An 18,867-nucleotide genomic window follows, 5' to 3' on the forward strand; every position below is an offset into this window, starting at 1 on the left:
GTCGCCGATTGCAGTTTTCATGCCTTTGCTCGCCACCTCCTCAACGGAGGGCAAACCGCGTCCTGTGAGGCGAGCTAGCTTCGTTCTATTTCTCTGGCCACTTGAAGGGATGATCGATTATTTTCCCATCTGTGGCGGTGTATTGTTGGAGGCTGCCTTCCTTCGCTTGGATGCAGAGATAGTGGAGGTCTTCTGAGGAGTTGTTCCGCCATGCGCGGACGCCTGCAGGAGTGACTCGGATGACGGTGCCTTCGCGAATGTCGAGGACTTCCCCATCGATGTAGAATTGTCCCGCCCCTTTGATAAAAAGGTACAGCTCTTCGTTTTCGATGTGCGAGTGTGAGAACGGGATCTGACTGCCGGCTGGCATGACGCCGATCGAGACTTCCATTCCGGTGAGTCCGAGCAATTCCTTCAAGAACAGCTTGCCAAGTTTTCCCGTCTCTGTCTGATGCCCTTTTTCTAACAGCCCCGTCCAATCTCCGACATGGAGTGCAGCATAATTCTCGCCTTTTACCCCTTGTTCTTTCAACTCTTCCATCTGTCTCCCTCATTTCTCATTTTCGATGTGAAGGCTTCGATCTTGCATTCATTATTTTACCAAAAAAGAGAGAAAAAATCTGCTCTCCTCCCCTCTGTTCACACCGCTTTCTCAAGCTGAGGCAGCCCGAATGCCAAGATTCTTGATCGGAGCTCCCACGCCCGGCCGAGAGCGCGCGAGCTATAAATACATTGTGGAGGCGGAAAGGATTCACTTAATATTATTTTTGATCATGTATTGCAAACGATATTAGCTTATGTATAATAAATTATATAGCGCAGGAAGTAAATAATTAAAAATATGAGAGGGGTAATTCCGAAATGAAAAAGATGTTTCTCACACTTACAGCAACTGCACTTCTGATGGGTGGCTTCTCGGCAGCTGCCAGCGCAGAGAAGACGGCACCGACTCCTGCCGTTACGACTACAACAGATGCTGTCGTATCTGTTGTCGCGAACGAAGGCATCTCCAGCTACTACCCGAACTCCCTCGTTTCAATCATGGTGACCGGCTCGCAGATCGTGACGACCGCACGGGCGCAGATCGGCAAAAACTCGGGCTGGGACTGCTCCGCGTTCACCCAATACGTATTTAACCAACATGGCATCAGCCTCCCGCGCGTTTCTGCTGATCAAGCGACATTTGGAACAGCCGTTGCGAAATCGTCCCTGCAGCCGGGCGACCTGGTGTTCTTCCATAGCACCGTTGCCGGGAAGAGCGGCGTGACTCATGTCGGCATCTATTCGGGCAACGACAAGATGATCCACTGCCCGGGCACAGGTGACTTGGTAAAAGAGGTCGAGTTTATCACCAACAGCTACTGGGCTCCGAAATACAACAACGCTCGTCGCGCCATCTAGTCAACCATCCCCTTTCCGGCTGCTCGCCGAAAGGGGATTTCTCAACTTGTCCTCACCTCCCCCTCACCTGCCGCCGGAAACTCTGAGCTTACCAAACACATTCGCTTCTCACCTGCAAATAAAAAAGCATGCACAGCCAACGAATGGCCATACATGCTGCTCGATGTAGAGGTAGGAACTGCACGGAGCGGCTTAGTAGCCGTCCGTCTTCTGCCCCATCCCCTTCGCTTGATCTGTCATCTCGTCTGCAGCACGGCTGCTGGTGTGCGCATCGCCTTTGTTCATCGCGAGCTTTTGTTCCAGCGCTTCCCGCACGCGGTTGCCGTATTCTGGATCAGCCTCTGTGAAATGACTGATCATCCGATCCTGAATCTGCGTCTGGCAGACGGACAGCGCCCCCGCCAAGTTGGAGATCAGCTCGTCGCGCTCCCAATCCTCAAACGCGCGATACGTATCGCCCGCCTGTTTAAAGTCGTTGGCGCGGTCAATCTTTTGGCGCACCAGCTTCGCATCATAATGCGGCTCATTCAGTTTGCCAGACTGCTGCGCCTCTTCCAACCCGCCGAGCGAAGATGGCTCATAGTCGACATGCGGGTTCTGCCCTGGCGCTTTGTCGACATGGTACTCCATCTGTCCGCCGCGCTGGTTGGTTGCAACCCGCTTTTTCGGCGCGTTGATCGGCAGTTGCAGATAGTTCGTGCCGACGCGGTGGCGCTGCGTGTCCGAATAGGAGAACGTGCGGCCTTGGAGCAGCTTGTCGTCGGAGAAGTCCAGCCCGTCGACAAGAACGCCAGTGCCGAACGCGACCTGCTCCACTTCATGAAAGTAGTTTTCCGGGTTTTTATTCAGCACCATCTTGCCGACCTTGCGGAAGGGGAACTGCTCTTGGGGCCACAATTTCGTCGGGTCGAGCGGATCGAAGTCGAGCTCCGGGTGCTCATCATCGCTCATGATCTGCACGCACAGCTCCCATTCCGGATAGTCGCTGCGCTCGATCGCTTCGTACAGATCCTGTGTGGCATGGGAGGTGGTCTTGGCTTGGATTTCGCTCGCTTCCTGCTGCGTCAGGTTGCGAATCCCATGCTTCAGCGGCTCCCAATGGTACTTGACCAGCACCGCTTCCCCCTCCTGATTGACCCACTTGTATGTATTGACCCCTGAGCCCTGCATCTGTCTGTAGTTCGCCGGAATTCCCCACGGCGAGAACAGGAATGTCACCATGTGCGTCGCTTCCGGGCTGAGCGAGAGGAAGTCGAACATCCGCTCCGGATTGTCCAGATTGGTCACCGGATCAGGTTTGAACGAATGCACCATATCGGGAAATTTCATCGGGTCGCGGATAAAGAAAATTTTCAAGTTGTTGCCGACCAGATCCCAGTTGCCATCCTCCGTATAAAACTTCACTGCAAACCCGCGCGGGTCGCGTTCCGTCTCGGAGGAGGCGGTGCTGTGGACGACGGTTGAAAAGCGCACAAACACGGGCGTCTGCTTGCCCGCTTCTTGAAACAGCTTCGCTCGCGTGTATTTGGCGACAGGCTCGTCCCCGACCTTGCCGTACGTTTCAAAATATCCGTGTGCCCCCGCACCTCTGGCGTGCACGACCCGCTCCGGAATCCGCTCGCGGTCAAAGTGCGAAATCTTTTCCAGGAAATCGTAATTCTCCAGCGTCGTCGGGCCGCGGTTCCCGACTGTCCGCACGTTCTGGTTGTCTGTAACCGGATGGCCCTGACGGTTGGTGAGCGTGTCTTCGTGTTCATGTTTTTCGCTTGCTGCATCATGATTCATGCTTGGATACACCTCCAGAACTGAAAACAGTTGTACAACTAGAGGGTCTCCCAATTTTTTACTGGATAGACGATTTTCGCATAACTTTTTGGCTCACTTCCCTGATTCGCTGGGTGACTTTCATCCATCTGATCTACTGCCCCCATCTCATGCATAGATCACTTCCTCCCGACCCATTCTATACAAAATAAGGAAATGCAGGGAGTGGGGGATCGTTAGTCATGTTCTTTTTCTCCAAAATCCTCAATCGAAATCGATATCAGCAAAAGGAAGCTCAAACAAAAGCCAACCTGCCACAAGATCAGTTTGCAAAACAAGACTCGCTCTACCAAGATCTGACTCAGAATATCGAAGAAGTCAAACTGTTATTCCCATCATCTCCCGATTTGGTCATCTACCGCTTTGTTGCCGGGGCACAGAAAACGCCTGTCGCTCTGCTTTATCTCGACGGCTTAACCGACAAAAATTCGATCAACAACCACATCTTGAGCCCGATGATGCAAAATCCACCCGATGCGAATCGGGCGATGCCAGTTCCGTCGATCAGCGGCGTTCGGACAGTTTCCACATGGGACGATCTAGTGGCTGCAATTTTCGATGGTGAAAGCGCGCTGCTCCTCGAAGGGCAGCAGCAAGCATGGATTTACGATACGCAAGGTTGGCCACAGCGCGCAATCGAAGATCCCCAATTGGAAAGCTCGCTAAAAGGTGCCCATCAAGGATTTGTGGAAACTGGCATGCAAAATATTGCGCTCCTTCGCCGGTATCTTCCCAACAAGGAATTTCGAATCAAGGAACAAACGGTCGGTCAGCGCGGAAGATCGAAAGTCTGGATCTTGTACTTGGAAGATATCGCTCATCCGGAAGTCCTTCAGGAATTGGAGACGAGGATCCAAAAAGTGGATGTGGATGCGTTGATCAACACGGGGGAGTTGGCCCAATATATTGAAGACAATCCGCATTCGCCGTTTCCTCAGTTCATCATGACCGAACGCCCCGATTCTGCTGTATCCCAGCTGCTGCAAGGGCGTTTCGTCGTGATCGTCGACCGTTCCCCCAGCGTGATCATCGCCCCCGCCACCTTTACGTCCTTTTTTCAAAGTGTGGATGATTACAGCACGCGCTGGCAGATCGCATCGTTCATTCGACTGCTCCGCTTCACCGCTTTTATGGTCGCCATGCTGCTGCCAGCTCTCTACATCGCGGTTATTTCCTTTAACTATGAAATCATACCGCTTCAATTGTTGCTGTCGATCGCCGAATCGAGGGCAAGCGTCCCCTTTCCGCCGCTTTTGGAAGCGGTGCTGATGGAAATCACCTTGGAAATGATGCGCGAGGCTGGAATTCGACTTCCTGCGCCGGTCGGACAGACGATCGGCATCGTCGGGGGCATCGTTGTCGGCCAGGCGGCCGTGCAAGCTGGCATCGTCAGCAACATCATGGTGATCATCGTGGCCTCGACTGCGATCGCCTCCTTCATTCTTCCCAGCTACGACATGGGGATGGCCGTCAGGTTGTTGCGTTTTCCGATGATGTTGATGGCTTCGCTGTTTGGGTTTATCGGCATGGTGATCGGATTCATGGCCCTGGTCGCCCATCTGGTCGCTTTAGAATCGCTCGGTACCCCTTACGGAAGCCCGTTGGCTCCTTTTCGTTGGTCGGATATGAAAGATACGTTTGTCCGGCTCCCACTCTCGCAGATGACCGATCGCCCCAAAAGCGCCAGACCGATTCAGGACATAAGGATGGGCAGAAAACGGCCGAAAGGGGACGAATCATGAACAAATATGCGATGAATCGTATCACCTTGATGCAGTACATTTTTCTGATCCAAGGAGCGCAAGTGGGAACCGGGATATTATCGCTCCCGAGGGTGCTTGCTGAAAAAAGTGGAACGGATGGATGGGTGAACATTCTCATCGCTTGGGGGATCAATTGTTTAGCCGGATGGTTTATCTTGCTAACGCTTCGAAAGTACCCAGACTTTGCGTTGCCCGACCTGTTCGATCACCTGTTTGGAAAATGGATTGGCAAGCTGCTGCTCCTTCCTTTGATCGCCTATTACGCCTTTTTTGCCTGGATCATCATGATCAATACAACGCTCTTCATCAAAGCGTGGTTTTTACCCAAAACGCCCGGCTATTTGGTGATGCTTCTGCTGGCGATTCCAGGTTATCTTGTCGTTAAGCATGGATTGCGCGTTCAAGCCCGATATGCAGAGTTCGTTTTTTACTTGATGATGTGGGTACCCTTGATTTTTCTGGCGACGCTTGAGCACGGGCACTGGCTCCATCTGCTTCCCGTGTTCAAAGAAGGCTGGGAGCCCATCCTACACGGTTTGCCAAAGACGGTGTTCGCTTTTGCTGGAAATGAAGTTCTCTTTTTTATTTACCCGTTCCTGAAAAAAAAACAATATGCTGTTCACGGAATGTTGATCGCGAACACCATGACGATGTTTTTATATCTGTACGTCACCATCATCTGTTTCGTTTTTTACACGCCAGACGGAATCACGACTTTGAACCAACCGGTGTTGAGCTTGCTCAAGACGATCGAATTTCGTTTTGTCGAACGGGTCGATATGATCTTTCTGGCGATCTATCTGATCGTCGTGTCGAGGGCATGGAACGCCTACATCTACTGTGCCGTTTTTTCCACGAGCTTTCTCTTCAAGAGGCAGGATCACAGCTCACACACCTTCGTCTATTTTGTGTTGGCCATCGTGTGTGTCTATTTTGTAAAGCCGACGTGGAATCAGACGGAGCAATGGATGACGCTGTTAGGCAATGCTGCGATCGGCATGATGTACGCATTGCCTGTTCTCCTGCTCATCTATACTTCAAGCTTTGAAAAGTACAGGAGGTGGAAAGCCGGATGAAGAGGTTGCTGATTCTATTGGCTGCGCTCTTATTGTTGATGATGGGATACAAGGACAAAATCGACATCGAAGACATCTCCTTATCGCTGCTGGTCGGAATTGATCTCGATGAAGAAAACAAATTGGTCTTTTCGTCATCCAGTCCGGTATTCAGCAAAGAAGCGAAAGAGAAGGAGGAAGACTATGCGACAGAAGCGATCACGCTGCGAAAATCGAGAGATGAAGACGACAAAACTGTGATGGCCTTAACCACCGGAGGAAAAACACAAGTTCTGCTGATCGGAAAGCGCGTGATGCAGCATAAAGACTGGTTCAAATTGCTCGAACCCTATTTGCGGGATCCCAAAAATACGCTGAATGTGCGGATCGTGATGGTGGACGGGCTTTCCTACGAAGTCCTTCAATATGCGCCAAAGGATAAACCGCGTCTTCCGCTCTATCTATCGAAACTGATCGATACAGCTGCGAAACGCAATATTTGCGTGAAAACAACGCTCCAAGATCTAAGGCGGGCCACTTTTGAGAAGGGGATGACCGCATCTGTGGCCGAACTGCGCAAAGAGGGAAGGTTGTTTGTTACCGGCTCCGCTCTACTCCATGAGGACGGAACGTACAAGCTTTCGATCGGGGAAGAAGAGAACCGATTGCTTCGCATCTTGCAGCAGCAGACGAAAGGGGAATTTCTATTTACGTATAAAGCTGCCGATCAACCTCGCGGAAAAATTTTCCCAGAAAATGCGTACAGTATTGCTACCGAGAAGATATCTGTGAAGACGAAGACAAATTATGCGGACGACAAATTCAAATTTGACATCGATGTAAAAATTCGAGTGGTGTTGTCAGAACTGATGTTTCCAATCGACGTGAGGAAAGAGGATAAAAAGCTGGCACGGGAGATCGAACAGCAGTTTGAAAAAAAGTTCGACAAGTTGATCAAGAAAGTTCAACAGGCGAAGATCGATCCGTTCGGGTTTGGCTTACATGCGCGCGCCTTTCAGTATGATCACTGGAAACCTGTTCAGAAGCGCTGGGGAGAAACGCTCGCCAAGGCGGATGTGAACGTGAAAGTGAAAGTAAATATCGCTGCGATGGGGACGACAAAATAGGAGGCACAGAGGTTGGAAGTTCACGCTCGACCACCAGGTGACAGAGGGTCGAATGTGAAAATGATCGGGATCTGGTGAGCGGTTTGCGCAGGGGCGTTCAGTGTCTTTCCTACAGGTGCAGAATGGAGCAATCGATAGTTCCGTCAACTTTTGATAGATGTCGGCGGAACCATCGATTTTTCAAGCATCAGTGTATATCGTAGACGCTACACTTCCAGATAGTCAATTACCTGAAAAAAGGAGGTAGCTTCTGAGTCATCATCGCCAAATATTTTCTCACCATAGTAGATGATTCTGGCTGCAATCCAGCGTAAGATTGACATCGCGATATTGAGAACACCGATTCGCCAAAGAATATAGAGAAAAATACAAAAGAGAATCAATTTGAACGGGTTTATGCCGAACCAAAGAGAAATGATAAGCAGCAAAATTCCACCACCAATAAGATAAAGCACAATTCCCCCTCCTCCCAGATCAATACATTATCACAATTATCAAATGAATCCAACAAAGCAATTCTCGAAACGATCCCCGATCTGCGCGGAGTGGAGGGGTTGCTCAAATCGTCGATGCGGTTGCCCGAGCGGCCATCCTGAGCGATTGGCAGAAAATCTTACTCAGCGATCACTTCTTCCGGCTCGCCCAACAGTTTCGCTTCCTTATCGATTTCCATCAAGAGCTTGAGCGCCATCTGCTTTCTGCTCTTTCCTTTCATCAAGAGGTATTTGTTCAGCTCATCGCGCAAATCCAGCAGCACTTCTTTTTTCTGTAGCGCGTCTGACTTGCTGTGGTAGCTGTCCAGCAGCTTGTCTACTTCCTTTATCGACACGCGATCTTTGACGCCAATCAGCGCATCGACTGTCGAGTACCTGATCCACTCCTCTTTGGTCATCAGATGGGAAGTCAGCTTCCGTCCGCGGCGATCAAGGATCGAATCTGCCGCTTCACGAACGATCGCATCGACCGTTCTCGGTTGCGCGGCAACCTGTTTCAGTTGCTCTTTCACTTGTTCGATCTTTCTCTGATCCAGGTCGGTCTCCTTCGACAACAAGCCATGAGCGGTTCGATACAGCAGGTGCGGATCGTTGGGCAGCTTTTCTTTCCCTTGCAGGCTATTGATCGGATCATTCCAGTGCATCAGCTGCTCCATCGCCTGATCTTCCGGAAGTTTGATCGGGCTCGACAACGCGCCGCCCAACGTATCGCCCACACCACTTCCCGCCTGCGGCGTTTTGATCTCGTCTTTCAATCGGCCGCCTTCCTCGCCAACCTCACCTGACATTCGATAGTGACCGAGCGTCCAAGAGCCGAGCGTTTTGCTATACAGCTTCTTCTGATAGACCAAGAAGGCGACAAAGTCGACCAGCGCTTCGATCTTCGCCGTCAACTCTCCCTCTAAGTCATAGGTAAAGCTGAGTTTCTTGCGCTCATCTTGTTCAATTCGATCCTTGTCTGGATTTAAGCGGACCTGCCCTTTCAACTCGGCGCGCGCAGCTGCGCGCAAGGTGGCTGACGCTTCCAGATAGGCTCGCAGCGCGAGCAGGAACTCGGTGCCGATCTTCACGCCTGCCCCGACGGAAAACTTTAAGTTTCCTTCCAAATAGGCCAGTCCGGCGACATTATAGAGCGACTCGTCCGGATGTTCCTGATCTTGCGCAATCTCGCCTGCGATCATCGCCTTGATGCCACCACCGATGCCCACTTCAACAAACAGGGACAACGGCGTCGGCGGCACCGGCAGCGAAGCGCCGAACTTAAGCGGCCAGAACGCGCTGCTTTTCGGCAGCTCAACCTGCCCGGAGAGGTTCGCCTTTTTCTTCTCCTGATCGATCATCCCTTGCACAGCCCCGCCAAAGAGGCTGACTTTGTACACTTTGCTCGGTCCGATCCATTTTTCGTATTTGGTGACCTCGTACTTGCCGTCCTTGATGCGAACACCGTGCGCTTTCAGATGCACAGAGGCGAGCGAACTGAATCCGCCGCTCTTCTTCGGCACGCCGAGCGAACTCATCAAGCTGTCCTTGCCGCCGCCTTGGGACATCGCTTCCATGTCCTTCGAGGAGACTTCGTCCTGCTTGCCGAGCACAACTTCCGCTTCGTCGATCCACAGGCTGCCGTCCTTCTCGATCTTCACACCTTCCGCATCGAGCGCAAATACCCCGAGGGAGAAGGCCAAGCGGTCGATCTCACCTTCAAACGTGCGGTCTTCGTTGTATTGCAGTCGTTTGATCGCGCCATAGCCATGCACGAGCCCCTTGTCGAGACGAACTTTCGCGCCCTGCACACCCAGATAGAACTGCTTCTCATAGCCGACATACGCCGCACCGTCGACGACCAACCCGTCGAACACTTCCCAGTCTTTGATCTCGACGCCGCCTCGCACCGATTGGATCTCTTTGTCCTTGGTGATCAAAAGGTCGTACAGCTTAGGCGTGAGCTGTTTCGATCCACTGCCGAAATTGTATTCCAGCTCTTGAATGTGCAGATAATCGGGGGTCAAGGTTCCTTCTTTCATCTTGACCTTTTTGCCGACCTGGAAATTTTCCAGCTTCACCTGCTTGAATGCTCCGTCCTCATCGAGCATCAGGCTCGCCGATGATTGAATCTTCGAGTCGAACGGACTCGGCAGGCGGAGGTCGATCATACCCGCTTCAAAGAGGAATCCTTTTCCCTTGTGATAACTGCCAAAGACTTCGTTCACTTCCAGCAGATCTCCCGCTTTGAACTTTCCAAGTGCAACTTCCAGAGCGTTCAGTCCCTTGTTGCCTACATTCAAGTGCATCAAGTAGAGTTTCTCAATCTCAAAAAACAGGAAGTCGTACCTGTCGATGATCTCCAGCCCTTCAATCGCAGCATCGATCGACCACTTCAGATCCCAATCGAGGTGCGCGTGCAACTCATCCACTTTAAATTCGCTTCCGAAGAACCGGAACGTGACCTGGCTCTTCAAGTCCAGGCCGCCTCTGCGGTCAGGATCACCTGGTTTGCTTTTGCTGATCGCCAAATTCTGCATATCGACTTTGATCAGTTTCAGATCGACCGAGATGCCATTCACCCGCTCCTGCGCCTTTGGGTTGCTTTGCCCTTGCTGATCGGAGGAGGAAGGGGTGGAGGACGTCTCAAGCCCGATCGCTCTTTTCAGATAGTCTTTTGCACTCGTCAGCAAGTCTGAGTAGGAAACGAAGGGCACATACTGGAACAGCTCAAGACACTTCTCGACCGTTTTTGGAAACTCGCCGTCATCTGCTGCGTACGATTCGTAATTCGACAGCACAGATGTCGACCAATAGGACGCCATGAACTGGTCAAACTTATTGATCGCCAAGCCGACCATGAATTTGATACCCGCTTTTAAATTCGGGTTCATCTGCTCCCACTTGTCTAAGAGCTGGCGAAACGACATCAGCACCTGCGCCATCAGCTTTACACACTGCGGGACACTTTCCAGCATGGCTGTGATGAAGATCTCCACCACTTTGAAGAACGCATCTACCCCTAAGCTTTTTCCATATTTGATCAGCTCGGGAACGATATATTTTGACTTCAGATCCTGAAAGATACCGCTTCCCAGCGCGAGGAGCGAATTGTCTTCCTCCTCCTCCTCACGCTGTACCACCATCTGCGCCGGAGCGTTCGTCTGAGCCTGTTGCTCAGCAGCTTGAGCTTGCTGTTGTCGCATCGCCTCCTGCTTCCGCAACATCTGCACAACCGCCCGATTCCCCACCGTCTTTTGAAGTTGTAAAATATGCGCCGCCGAAAGCGGTGCTGTCCCACCACTCGGTGCTCTCCGTTCACGCATCCCTTGCGACGAGCGTTCAGATTGGCCCTGAATCGGCGCATTCGTTGCACTTTGACCGCTCGGCGTCTGCACCGGTGGTTGGAACATTTTCATCAACTCACTTCTCCGAAATAATGTATATTAACATGATACAATAGTTTCTGTTTTAAATCATGTAAAACATTACATTTTGTACTCTTTTTTATTTTGCCGATGAAAAACCCGCTTGCTAGTGCGAGCAAGCGGGTTGGAAAGTTTGGGTATGCGGTTGTTGTACAGTTTTTGCAAGAAGAGCTTTTTCCACAGAGACGAGCGATCGGCAGAAGCAATCGACAGCTGTGATCGATGTGGATGAAATAATGTATGCTGAGCAAAATGCATTTTTAGATATCAGATCTGCTGAAATTCATTTGAGGTATTCGATTTGTCTGTTCTCTATTTGATCAAGCGATACTTGTTTTTCTGACAGATTTTCTCGTGCCTGTCATCGCTACTTTCGATTTACCCCCTCATCGTTGAGCAACTGCTCTGGATAGAGATCGCTCGCTAAGCCGATCAACAGATATTCGAGGAAGGTCAGCGAAGTGGGGCCGAACTCCTTCCAAACGCCTGTCCATTCAGGCGACCATGCTTTCATCCAGAAAAAAATGGGTTCCTTCAAGGTCGGCTGATCGGACGGAATCATCTCGAAGAGCGCCTTTGCCCATTTCTCATATTTGCGCGTGTGTCGCGTATCGTCATGACCGGGACATATGACCGCACTCAAATCCCCGAGATGATAGGCATAATTGTATCCCCAGCGACAGAAGTTGGGGTTCTTTTCGATATTTTTGATATTTGCAGATAAATTCCCACCGTTCTTGCCTAACTTTTCAGATTTTCCGATGTACAGTGGAACCACGTTTCCTTGTCTTTCCCGATACATCATATAGATGACACCATCATAACGACCTGCCTCTGACTCGAAGTCCGCGATCACCCTGTTCACTTCACCGATGACCAGTCGGTCCATCTGGCCGCTTCTCTTCAATACGGAACGTCGATCCTTCCCATAAGGGATAGTAATCACATGTCGCCCGTCTGTTTCAAATAAGGGAACCCCTCGATCTCGCACTTGGTGTGCATCGCAAAATTCATCCCAAAGTTCCTTTTTACTCATACTCGACCACATACCCGTACGCACGCAACCGATTCAATGCAATGTCGCGCTCTTCTGGACAAAACAGCGATTGGAACTGCGGGTTCAATACAAGTGCTTCTGCTGTCAGATCCAGTCGACCGTGCTCCCACAGCTGGACAAATCCGTCTGACGGTGTTGCAGAGCCAATTAATTTCTTTGCTGTTGCCACGCCCCCTTCATTGGCGATCATTTGTTTAAATCTCGCAGGTCTGTAGTTGCACTCTTTTTCCGCTGTGGAACAGATCTCTAACATCGCGTAGTAGAATTGTTTCTCCAGTTCGGACATTGTCATCTTTCGAGCCTCCTTCGCTACAGTTGCATTCTTCTTTTCCAATTTTATCAGGAATCGATCCGCAGTGCGCCGATCATGTCGAGCACATTTTTACGAATTCGAACCGAACTTCAACAAGTTGTTTGTTGCACATCATCTATTCAACCATAGATGATAGGGTATCAATAAATTCTTCTTTTGACAGATTTTCACCGACCACTTGATAATCGACCCCTCGAAATCCAAACTCAGCGATGAACAAATCATAATAACCTGCAGGCTGATGATCTGTATACGGACCAAATGACATCTTTCGTGCACCGATCTTCATTTCTGTTCCGTTAATTTTGGATTCGTTCATGTCTTCTGACCAGACATAGAGAACATCACTCTGGACGGTTGTTTTCGAAACTGTTATCCGAAGCGTCTTGTGTAACGGATCATAACCCTCGAAACTCTCGCTGTAAATAAAATGAAACTGATCCCAAGCAACCGACCCGTCGTTATGATAGATCATCCGATAATGCGGCTCATCTGATTGTGCAGTCGCTGCATTCATGCCGTTTGGAAGATGCTTCGGGCGAATATCCCTGCCCAGATACTTCCACACTTGCTCTAAGGTCAGCATTTCCTCGTATGTTTTTTCCGGGTCAAAATAAAGCTTGCTGTCTGACATCGGCTCATCCGTCATTTGATTAAAATAGACAGATTCCATTCGATCGCTTGGCGGAACATCCTTGTTGGTTCTGTCGATCGTATCATCAATACCAACGGGCTTACCATCACTTAGATAAGTTGAGGCGCTCGGCAACACATTGGACAAGACGGCGGCCGCAACCAAAATAGCTACAACGAAGACAACTGCAGACACATGTCTCTTCTTCCCCAAACCACCCCTGGTATTTGATTTGGAGTTGGAGATTCCTGCATTTTGAGCGATGCATGAGTTTCGCACTTCATCAATGTTAGGCATGTTCCGATTTATCGATCTTTTAATCAAATCCCTTTCTTTCATGGCCAACACCCTCCTGTTCATTGATAGAGTTGCCTCAGCTCTTTCAGCGTGCGATAAAGTCGGTTCTTGACATTCGATTCACTCATCGACAAATGCGTGGCGATCTCTGGTATCGTCAATTCCATTTGATAGAACAGATAGAATATTTTTTTAATTACTTCTGGCTTGCTTGAGAGAAATGTGTTCACTTGCTCAATCAAAGCTTCGTTCACAATGTTGTCTTCCACCGAAAATGATTGGATGTCCAGACCATATATATCAAACTCTTCTCCATCTCGAATCGGATAAGTTAAGGGGAGCACCGCTTTGAGGCGGTCAAGCAACGAGTAGTAACGATATACTTTTTGCCTTGCGAGCTTCATTACAAATGCTTCCTTGTTCTCAATGTAATTTTCGCCACGCTTTGTGATCACAGAATATAATTCTATATACGTTTCTTGGAAAATATCGATGATATCAGCCGTGTTGCTACACTTGGCTGTGATGTACACAAGCACCTTCCTGTTTGTCGAATCATAGATCTCGTGAAAAACGGCTTTCGCGTTTCGGTCAACCACCCTATCACCACCTCTCGCAATATAAGCGTCTCCTTTTCTGAAAAAAGTTTCAACTACATGCCCATGATCTGGACGACGATCAGATCGCGACTACAACGTCGATTGTATCCTGGTGACTATCGCACGCCCCGAAACTCCATCTCGTTTCCAGTCAAGTGGATCGCTTTGATATCGTCTTCGGTCGATTTTCTTCGCACATATTATCAGCAATGAGCCCGCTCTAGGAGACGACTCACACCTTCGAGGTCTTCACAACAAAAAGAGTCCATGCGACCCCGCCACCAGCTGAGGAAACTCGCATGAACCCTTGCTGTTCATCTGCTGGCCAACCAGCCATGACAAGTTTGCGCGAAGGTTCGCCATTGTCGAAATTCAAGTTCTAGCCGTTATTGCCTTCACTCGCAACGCTCAAGTCTATTTTTTGTACTTATAGACAGCCTTGATAAATCCGCCAAATACATCGTGACTGAAAGTGAATCCTCGACCGAGATAAAAATCGAGCGCAGCATCGTTGCCATTTGAAATATAGATGAACACCACATCTACGTCTTTAAAGCTTTCGAGCCATTCAATCGACATGTCGAACAGTTTGGAGCCCAGCCCCATCGCGCGATACTGATCACGTAGATATAAATTATTTAAGCATCCGATCTTGTTCGGGAAGTTCTCCCATTCTGGATAAAAACCCTTGCTGTTTTCCATGTTATCTCTTGGAGCCCATTCGGGATACGAGTTCTTGCTGTTCTCCACTTTATCTACGGTAGAATAAACATACCCGACTGGAAGCCCATCGTCCTTCACAACAATCACATGACTCGCTAACGAACTTTCATAGCTCTTTTTCATTCGACTGTCAAAGTTCATCTCGTCAAATTTCTCCGGTGCAATCGTTGCCAATGATTTTTGAAATGCCATCAGTTCGTTGCAAAGCTCACGAAGCTGCTCAATGTTTCCATCCTTTACAACCTCAATTGTGATCCTCTCCATGACTTCACCCTCTTCTTAGAAATAACCAGCTTATGTGCTGACAGGTACCATACCAGACAAGCTCCAGATCAGAACGAGCTTTCCCTCTGATTGTACCTATCATTCTTTCAAGAAAAAACAATTGCAAAATTACGAATAATCATTATATAATTAATTATCAAAATAAGAAAGGGGTAAAAATGATATGAAAAAAGCTTCGTTCGCTCTGCTTGCCGCAGTCGCTGTTTTTGCAGGTGTGGCAGCCTACGCAGTTCCTGCACAAGCTACCACACACTCGGTGATCAAACCCGATTTGGATGAGGGGATGGTCAAAGTGGAATTGTACTTCTCCAGCTATCCACCGAGTAATTACAGCAATGACGGTGGTTTCCATGGTTGGCTCGTGGGCGTTCAACTGCTCCCGAATGGGGAGTACATAGGCACCTACTACGGATATTATTACTAATAGCACAGTGACCAGCTGACATCTGTAGCCAACAGGTGTCAGCTTTTTTATTGTCACTGGACACTCCCTTGTGAGAAAAGCCAAATATTGAAGGCATCGCCTATGCGTGTCGTCTAAATCCTGTATTTCGTGAGATAACATGCTCTACTTACGAGCTACAGTTCCTTGTCCTCCAGCACGCTCAGGCGATTCGAGCTACAGTCCCCCATCTCAGCATGATCAGGCGATTTGAGATACATTTCCCCATCCCCCAGCATGGTCAGGCGATTCGAGCTACAGCTCCTCATCTCCCAACATGGTCAGGCGATACGAGCTACTCCCCATCTCCCAGCATGGTCAGGCGATTCGAGCTACATTTCCCCATCCTTCAGCACGGTCAGGCGATAGGTTACGAATTACATAGCGTTTGAATTGCTCAATTCGATCATCCCAAAACCTGCCGCCGCGGTTATAATCACTTCGGCGTAACCGCTTGACCCTCCTGTTACTGGAGACTTTATAATGGGGGCAAAGGAGGGCGTGCCCCACGATGAACACCTACTATTCGATCGGAGAAGTATCAAAAATAACAGGAGCGACGGTCAAAACCATTCGCTATTATGATGAAATCAACCTGTTGCCCGCTTCCCATACAAGCCCCAACGGCTATCGATACTACAGCCACGAGGATATCTGGCAACTTGAGCTGATCCTGTTCCTTCGATACCTGGGATTCAAAGTCAAAGATATTAAAGGAATGCTGCACCACGAGCTTCCTGTGTCGACTTCAATTCAATGGCAGATCGAGGCAGTTCAACAACAGCTTGAGCATCTTCAGCGCGTACAGGACATCCTGATCCAAGCGAACCAACAAGGAGATCCGCACACGCAGCTCCACTATCTCCACGATCTTGCAGAAGTTTTGAACAAAGGTCAAAAACAACGGGAGCACTTTATCGCCTCCAAAATGCAGAATGCGATTGTGGAGCAACAACTCCCGGAAGATTGGCGCGAGCTGTTTCTTGTCACCTATATCGGCTTCGTTCCCAAAGAGGAAGATCTGAGCGCGACACAGCTTGCAGCGTGGACGAACATTCAAACCTTGCTGAACGACCCTTCCTTCACGCAAGAGATCAGGGAGAAGTTAGGCCCATTTTGGCAAGCTGTACAAGATCAAAATCTCGAAGCATCGCCGTGGGGAAGTAAATACAATCAAATCACCGATAACATCCTCGCTTTAATCGAGGCGGGAAAGAAGGAAACAGATCCGGAGATGCAAGAAGCTGTGCTCGCATACGTCTCGTTGTTTCAAAATTCGGGCTCGTCGTCACTGCTCGACAACCTGATGACGTTCCTGCAGACTGCTGAAAAGATGACGTCCGCTCGCTTGGAGAAATGGTGGGAGCTTGTCCTCACGCTCAATCCCTCGCTCAACCCTTATGCCCAGTTGCAAAGCATGATCAAACCCACAGCAGAATGGTTGATCGATCATCCTGACGCTTTGAAGAGAAGAGGTGTTTCATCGTGAGCGCATCCTTGAACGTACCCATGAGTGCCTCCTTGAACATCCCCGTCTCGGAAGGCAACTTGCACATCTCCATCCACGGTGAAACGAATGACATCCCCATCGTTCTGCTTCATGGCACAGCAGCCTATCACTATTGCTGGCGAAATGTGTCTACCGCGCTGGCCGACAATTATCGTGTCTATTGTCCAGACCTATTGGGTGCCGGTTTCAGCGACAAGCCAAAGGATGCCCTGTATTCAAAACGCGCGCAGTCGTTGCGGATCATTTCCCTGCTGAAAGCTCTGGAGTGTGGGCCCGTCCATCTCGTCGGACATTCGATGGGAGGAGAAATCGCCGCTCATATCGCTTTGGCATCACCTGAACTGATCCGAAGCGTTACGTTGATTGCGCCAGATGGCTTCAGGAAAGGCGTCTCACCGCTGCTGAAATGGGCCGCCCGAAAAGGCTGGATGAACGGAATCTTCCGCAGGGCGATGCGCAGTCAGATGAAACCGAAAGTCCTGGCGAGAATGCTCGGCCTCCCTGTCGAACAGATTACGCCGGAGTTCATGGAAAACTGGACAAAACCGTACGATCACCCCAACTTGCCGCATGTTATCGAGAAAACTTTGGCGGACGATGATACGGGGATTATTGCTGGTCAGATCAGTCTGATAACAGCCCGAACCCAATTGATTTACGGGACAAAGGATCGGATGATTCCGAAACGGGTTTTTGAACAATATCAGCACTCCATCCCCAACCTTTTCACCGAGGTTTACGAGGATTGCGGTCATGTGCTGATGGAGCAATGCCCCGAACGATTGGCCGCTTCGATCGATCGGTTTATTAGCAGGGAGAATCGCTAAGGCGTTGAGGGTAGTGGTTTTGGTTGTTGCTGGCAGACAATATCCGCTTTACATGCTCATTGCCCTCATCGCAAGTATGGCATCACTGCTGCGCATCACTCAGCAATACAAAAAGCCCTCGGACACGATCATCGGCTCTTTGAAGTCGATGTGTCCAAGGGCACTTAATTATCCATGAAGGTTTGAGGGACGAAAAGTGTGAGTAACTGCAAACATTTGGACATAGCTGATTAGTTCATCTATTCATGAAGCCGAATCGCGTCCATCTTGATGATTTGCCCCCTAAAGTAGCTTTCGGAACACCTAGGGGTTTTCCAATGTCTACTTTAAGAGGCGCACATCAAGCCGGTGGGTTCATGGTTTCATCTATGGTCAGTTACCATACAATTTGATTCGAGTCTCTCAATTCGTTCAACAGTCACCGCAAGTTGTCGTGCCATCTTCTCTGTATCCTCCATCGCCTGCTGCACAGTACCTTGCAAGTTTGCAACTGCGGTAGACAATCGATCGTCCACTTCCTGAATCTGCTTAGACAAGCGTTCTTCACAGGATCTGATTTCCTGCTTCATTCGTCCCTCGCTTGCCTGTACTGCACTGTGAACTTCATTGTGAACGACGTCATGAACGTACCGTTTCATCCGCACTTCACTTTCTTGGATGGCATCCCGAACAGTGTTAGCCATCATACGCCCGATCTCCATCAAGAGTTGCTCATTCGTCATCCCGTTTCCCTCCTCTTCTTTTCCAGAGTAGCACTTGCTTGATAAATTTAACAACCACAAAAAATGATAAGAAAAAGCTGACAGTCGATTAACTATCAGCACGTAATTCGCGTTATGTAAGAGTTGGCGGAGAAGAGATGACTCGCCTCCCCTCAGATTGCCTGTTTCCGCCGGAGTATGATTGTCCCAGCATATCCTAAAAAGAATTGACCCAATCCAAGTTTTAAGAGATGGGACTGTCATCATTTTTCACTCTATGACCTACTACCATCCCCCCTCCACCCCCGCAACCCCAATCACAAAAAAGAGTCCATGCGGTCTCTCCGCAGACTGTGGAAAACCTCATGAACCCTTGCTGTTCAACGTATGGAGGATTAAGCTCGCTAT

General features: G+C 49.6%; 17 protein-coding genes. 7 read left to right on the plus strand and 10 right to left on the minus strand.

The annotated features are described in order from the left end of the window. Positions 1-85 precede the first annotated feature (85 nt). A complete protein-coding gene (locus ACFSOY_RS13505) occupies positions 86-541 on the minus strand; it encodes a cupin domain-containing protein (RefSeq protein ID WP_386047454.1) in 456 nt (151 codons plus the stop codon). 320 nt (positions 542-861) lie between these two features. On the opposite strand from ACFSOY_RS13505, the gene ACFSOY_RS13510 reads away from it, so the two are divergent. Beyond that, positions 862-1,401, plus strand: coding sequence for a C40 family peptidase (locus ACFSOY_RS13510; protein WP_386047456.1), 540 nt, complete (start codon positions 862-864; stop codon positions 1,399-1,401). Between the two features lie 192 nt (positions 1,402-1,593). On the opposite strand, the gene ACFSOY_RS13515 is transcribed toward ACFSOY_RS13510, so the two are convergent. Continuing rightward, positions 1,594-3,186: a catalase gene (locus tag ACFSOY_RS13515; protein WP_386047457.1), complete on the minus strand. Its 1,593-nt coding sequence runs from the start codon at positions 3,184-3,186 to the stop codon at positions 1,594-1,596. 221 nt (positions 3,187-3,407) lie between these two features. Between ACFSOY_RS13515 and ACFSOY_RS13520 the strand changes: the two genes are divergently transcribed. Genes ACFSOY_RS13520 through ACFSOY_RS13530 form a run of 3 tightly spaced genes read left to right on the plus strand, consistent with a single transcriptional unit; the run spans position 3,408 to position 7,170 of the window. Then, positions 3,408-4,967 (plus strand): spore germination protein, encoded by a 1,560-nt coding sequence (locus ACFSOY_RS13520; protein WP_386047459.1) that lies wholly within the window; start codon positions 3,408-3,410, stop codon positions 4,965-4,967. Beyond that, positions 4,964-6,064 (plus strand): GerAB/ArcD/ProY family transporter, encoded by a 1,101-nt coding sequence (locus tag ACFSOY_RS13525; protein WP_386047461.1) that lies wholly within the window; start codon positions 4,964-4,966, stop codon positions 6,062-6,064. Before ACFSOY_RS13520 ends, ACFSOY_RS13525 begins: the two co-directional genes overlap by 4 nt. Next, complete coding sequence (locus ACFSOY_RS13530; protein WP_386047463.1) at positions 6,061-7,170, plus strand: Ger(x)C family spore germination protein; 1,110 nt, start codon at positions 6,061-6,063, stop codon at positions 7,168-7,170. The genes ACFSOY_RS13525 and ACFSOY_RS13530 overlap by 4 nt, the downstream gene beginning before the upstream one ends. 206 nt (positions 7,171-7,376) lie before the next feature. Here ACFSOY_RS13530 and ACFSOY_RS13535 read toward each other — a convergent pair whose 3' ends face one another. The 7 genes from ACFSOY_RS13535 to ACFSOY_RS13565 all read right to left on the minus strand — a co-directional run bounded on the left by ACFSOY_RS13535 (position 7,377) and on the right by ACFSOY_RS13565 (position 14,958). After that, on the minus strand, positions 7,377-7,625 hold the full coding sequence (locus ACFSOY_RS13535) for a hypothetical protein (RefSeq protein WP_386047464.1): 249 nt from the start codon (positions 7,623-7,625) through the stop codon (positions 7,377-7,379). A 158-nt stretch (positions 7,626-7,783) separates the two neighbouring features. Next, positions 7,784-11,062 carry a hypothetical protein gene (locus ACFSOY_RS13540; RefSeq protein WP_386047466.1) on the minus strand — a complete coding sequence of 1,093 codons (3,279 nt, stop codon included), beginning with the start codon at positions 11,060-11,062 and terminating at the stop codon, positions 7,784-7,786. A 376-nt stretch (positions 11,063-11,438) separates the two neighbouring features. Continuing rightward, complete coding sequence (locus ACFSOY_RS13545; RefSeq protein ID WP_386047468.1) at positions 11,439-11,960, minus strand: hypothetical protein; 522 nt, start codon at positions 11,958-11,960, stop codon at positions 11,439-11,441. 139 nt (positions 11,961-12,099) lie between these two features. Then, positions 12,100-12,420 carry a hypothetical protein gene (locus ACFSOY_RS13550; RefSeq protein ID WP_386047470.1) on the minus strand — a complete coding sequence of 107 codons (321 nt, stop codon included), beginning with the start codon at positions 12,418-12,420 and terminating at the stop codon, positions 12,100-12,102. A 136-nt stretch (positions 12,421-12,556) separates the two neighbouring features. Then, positions 12,557-13,414 carry a hypothetical protein gene (locus ACFSOY_RS13555; RefSeq protein ID WP_386047472.1) on the minus strand — a complete coding sequence of 286 codons (858 nt, stop codon included), beginning with the start codon at positions 13,412-13,414 and terminating at the stop codon, positions 12,557-12,559. A gap of 17 nt (positions 13,415-13,431) precedes the next feature. Further along, complete coding sequence (locus ACFSOY_RS13560; RefSeq protein WP_386047474.1) at positions 13,432-13,971, minus strand: RNA polymerase sigma factor; 540 nt, start codon at positions 13,969-13,971, stop codon at positions 13,432-13,434. 414 nt (positions 13,972-14,385) lie between these two features. Continuing rightward, positions 14,386-14,958 (minus strand): GNAT family N-acetyltransferase, encoded by a 573-nt coding sequence (locus tag ACFSOY_RS13565; RefSeq protein WP_386047476.1) that lies wholly within the window; start codon positions 14,956-14,958, stop codon positions 14,386-14,388. Between the two features lie 184 nt (positions 14,959-15,142). Here ACFSOY_RS13565 and ACFSOY_RS13570 point away from each other — a divergent pair, with 184 nt between their 5' ends. The 3 genes from ACFSOY_RS13570 to ACFSOY_RS13580 all read left to right on the plus strand — a co-directional run bounded on the left by ACFSOY_RS13570 (position 15,143) and on the right by ACFSOY_RS13580 (position 17,758). After that, positions 15,143-15,403 (plus strand): hypothetical protein, encoded by a 261-nt coding sequence (locus tag ACFSOY_RS13570; protein WP_386047478.1) that lies wholly within the window; start codon positions 15,143-15,145, stop codon positions 15,401-15,403. Positions 15,404-15,932: 529 nt separating this feature from the next. After that, positions 15,933-16,910 (plus strand): MerR family transcriptional regulator, encoded by a 978-nt coding sequence (locus tag ACFSOY_RS13575; RefSeq protein WP_386047480.1) that lies wholly within the window; start codon positions 15,933-15,935, stop codon positions 16,908-16,910. After that, positions 16,907-17,758, plus strand: a complete 852-nt coding sequence (locus ACFSOY_RS13580; protein WP_386047482.1) for an alpha/beta fold hydrolase — start codon at positions 16,907-16,909, stop codon at positions 17,756-17,758. Before ACFSOY_RS13575 ends, ACFSOY_RS13580 begins: the two co-directional genes overlap by 4 nt. A gap of 362 nt (positions 17,759-18,120) precedes the next feature. On the opposite strand, the gene ACFSOY_RS13585 is transcribed toward ACFSOY_RS13580, so the two are convergent. Next, complete coding sequence (locus tag ACFSOY_RS13585; RefSeq protein ID WP_386047483.1) at positions 18,121-18,480, minus strand: hypothetical protein; 360 nt, start codon at positions 18,478-18,480, stop codon at positions 18,121-18,123. Between the last annotated feature and the right edge of the window lie 387 nt (positions 18,481-18,867).

This window comes from Tumebacillus lipolyticus (assembly GCF_042682745.1).
GTDB classification, from domain to species: domain Bacteria; phylum Bacillota; class Bacilli; order Tumebacillales; family Tumebacillaceae; genus Tumebacillus_A; species Tumebacillus_A lipolyticus.